At 66.5% G+C, this 3,396-nt stretch carries 1 protein-coding gene; it reads right to left on the bottom strand.

Annotated features, from left to right (window positions below; genetic code table 11):
* A partial coding sequence (locus ACWEWT_RS38510; RefSeq protein WP_452565891.1) for an AMP-binding protein occupies positions 1 to 3,396 on the bottom strand: 3,396 nt, incomplete at both ends.

Here is a 3,396-nt window from a genome sequence, read left to right as displayed (position 1 = left end):
CCCCACAGCGACACATCGAAGGTCGTCGCGGTCTTCTGCAAATACACATCGTCGGCACCCATCGGGTACTCGGCCAGCATCCACGCGACCTGATTACCGATCGCCGAATGCGGAACAGCCACACCCTTCGGACGACCCGTCGAACCCGACGTGAAAATCACATACGCCGTATTCGACGAACGCACCGACGACAACCGGTCGGCATCTGTGACCTCATTGTCGGCATACCCGGACACATCCAGGGTGTCCAACGCCAGCACCGGCACACCCGAATCCGCGGGCACCGCACCGGAATCAACCGTCGTAGTCAGCACACACAACGGCTCAGCGGTGTCCAGGATGTAGCCGATCCGCTCCGCCGGATGCGCCGGATCCAACGGCACATACGCACCACCGGCCGCCACGACCGCGTACATACCGACAACCAGATCAAGCGACCGCGACACCAGCAGCCCGACCAAAGTCTCCGGACCCACACCCTGCGCAACGAGGTGCCGCGCCAGCTGATTCACCCGACCGGCGAACTCGCCATAGGACAGACTCGTCCCCTCGAACGAAATCGCCACCCGATCCGGATGCGCCGCAGCGGCGGCGTTGAACCCGTCCAACAGCAGACCACCGGGCACTTCGTGCTCGGTCGCGTTCCACTCCGCCAGCACCCGAGTGCGCTCGACACCGGCCAGGATCTCCAGATCCCCGACCGCCGTCTCCGGCGCCGCGACGATCTCCCGCAGCAAACGCGCGAACCGGCCGACGAAACCTTCCACGGTGGCGTGATCGAACAGGGCCGTGGCATAGGTGAGGAAACCCGTCACCCCCTGCGGCGCGCCGGTGGTGTCGTAGGAATCGCTGAGGATCAGGTTCAGATCGAACTGGGAGATCGTCGTGTCGACATCGAATCCCGATACCGTCAGCCCGGGCAGTTCCAGCACCGAGGCGGCCGAGTTCTGGAAAGTCAGCCCCACCTGGAACAAGGGATGCCGCGCGGTGGACCGCGCCGGGTTGAGCGCCTCGACCAGCCGCTCGAACGGCACATCCGCGTGCGCGAAGGCCGCGATATCGGTTTCGCGCTGCCGCACCAGCAGGTCGGCGAAGGATTCCGCACGGTCGAGTTCGGTCCGGAACACCAGCGTGTTCACGAACATACCGATCAGATCGTCCAGCGCCCGCTCACCGCGGCCCGCGACCGGGGTACCGATGGTGATGTCGTCAGTGCCCGACAGCCGCGACAGCAGCACGGCGAGCGCCGAGTGCACGACCATGAACAGGGTGGCGCCCTGCTGCTGCGCGACCCGCTGCAACCCGGCGTGGGTCTCGGCGTCGATCGCGATATCGACCCGGCTGCCCGCGAAGGACTGCGCCGCCGGCCGCGGCCGGTCGGTCGGCAGATCCAGCTGATCCGGCACCCCGGCCAGCGCACCCTGCCAGTACCCGACCTGCTGGGCCGCCAGCGATTCCGGATCGGCTTCGTCGCCCAGCAGCTCCCGCTGCCAGATGCTGAAATCGGCATACTGGACCGGCAGTGCCGACCACGCGGGTGCCTCACCCGCGGAGCGGGCGGCGTACGCGGTCATCACATCCCGGGTCAGCGGGCCGGCCGACGCACCGTCACCGGCGATGTGATGGACGACCACGGCCAGGACGAATTCGTCACCCGCACCGTCCAGGTCGAACAGCGCTACCCGCAGTGGCACCTCGGCGGTCACATCGAAACCGGTGGATACCAGCTCCGCGACCGCCGCGGCCACCTGATCGGCCGCCACCGACCGCGTCTCCAGTCGCGGCGCCGCCTGCGCGGCGGGCAGGACCAGCTGCACCGGGCCCGATTCGGTCTCCGGATACACCGTCCGCAGTACTTCGTGCCGGCCGACCACGTCGGCGACGGCCGCACGCAGCGCGTCCACATCGAGATCGCCGGACAACCGGATCACGAGCGGGATGTTGTAGGCGGCCGACTGCTGATCGAACCGGTTCAGGAACCACATCCGCTGCTGGGCCAGCGACAACGGCGCCGCTTCGACGGCTGTGCCGGAGGTCAGGTTCCGAGCCGGCCGGGGCTGGGGCACCAACGGTGCTCGACCACCCGAACCGGCATGCTCCTGGATCCGAGCCGCCAGCGCCGAAACCGTCGCCGCCTCGAACAACAGCCGCACCGGCACGGTCGTGTCCAGGGCGACCCCGATCCGGGCCGCGACCTGAGTCGCGACCAGCGAATTACCACCGAGCGCGAAGAAATCGTCGTCGGCACCCACCCGCACGACACCGAGCACCTCGGCGAACACACCCGCGACGATCTCCTCGATCGGCGTCGAGGGCGCCCGGAACTCCTTGGTCTCGAACACCGGCGCCGGCAACGCCTTACGATCCAACTTCCCCGACGTGTTCAACGGGAACGCGTCCAGCACCACCACGGCAGCCGGAACCATGTAAACCGGCAGGACCTCACGCAGAGAATCCAGTAGTGCACCGGACTCGATCTGCACACCGGGCGCGGGGACCACGTAGGCGACCAGCTGCTCACCCAGATCCGAAGCAGCGACCGTCACCACAGCCTGGCTCACCACCGGCTGCGCCAACACGGCCGACTCGATCTCACCCAGCTCGATCCGCTGACCACGGAACTTCACCTGGAAATCGGTACGACCCAGATACTCCAGCACCGGCAGACCGTCCACCTGCTGCCAGCGCACCAGGTCACCCGTGCGATACATCCGCCGACCCGCATCGAACGGACTCGCCACGAACCGATCCGAGCTCAGATCCGGACGCGTCACATAACCACGCGCCAGCTGATCACCCACGAGATACAGCTCACCCACCACACCCGGAGCCACAGGTTTCAGCCGGGAATCCAGCACATACACACGGCTGTTCCACTGCGGCACACCGATCGGCACACTCACGGTCTCGTCACCCGTGGCCCGCCAATACGTGATCGACACAGCGGCCTCGGTCGGACCGTACAGATTGTGCACCGCGGCACCGGAAATGCTGTGCATCGCCGCAACCGTCTCCGGCGGCAACGCCTCACCGATCACGAACACATGCTCGAGCGACGGAATCGAACCCGGCGGCGTATGCGTGGCGAATACGCTCAGCATCGACGGCACGAAGTCCGTCACCGTCACCCGCTGCTCGGCGATGACACGCGCGAGATACTCCGTATCCCGATGACCATCAGGCGTAGCCACCACCAGATGCGCACCGGCCGCCAGCGGCAGGAAATAACCCCACAACGACACATCGAACGTCGTGGCGGTCTTCTGCAGATACACATCCAGCGCGTCGAGCGGGTACTGCGCCAGCATCCACGCGACCTGATTGCCGATCGCCGAATGCGGAACCGCCACACCCTTCGGACGACCCGTCGAACCGGATGTGAAGATCACATACGCC

It is taken from the genome of Nocardia sp. NPDC003963, from assembly GCF_053605105.1.
This window is presented reverse-complemented; position numbering and strand designations above follow the sequence as displayed.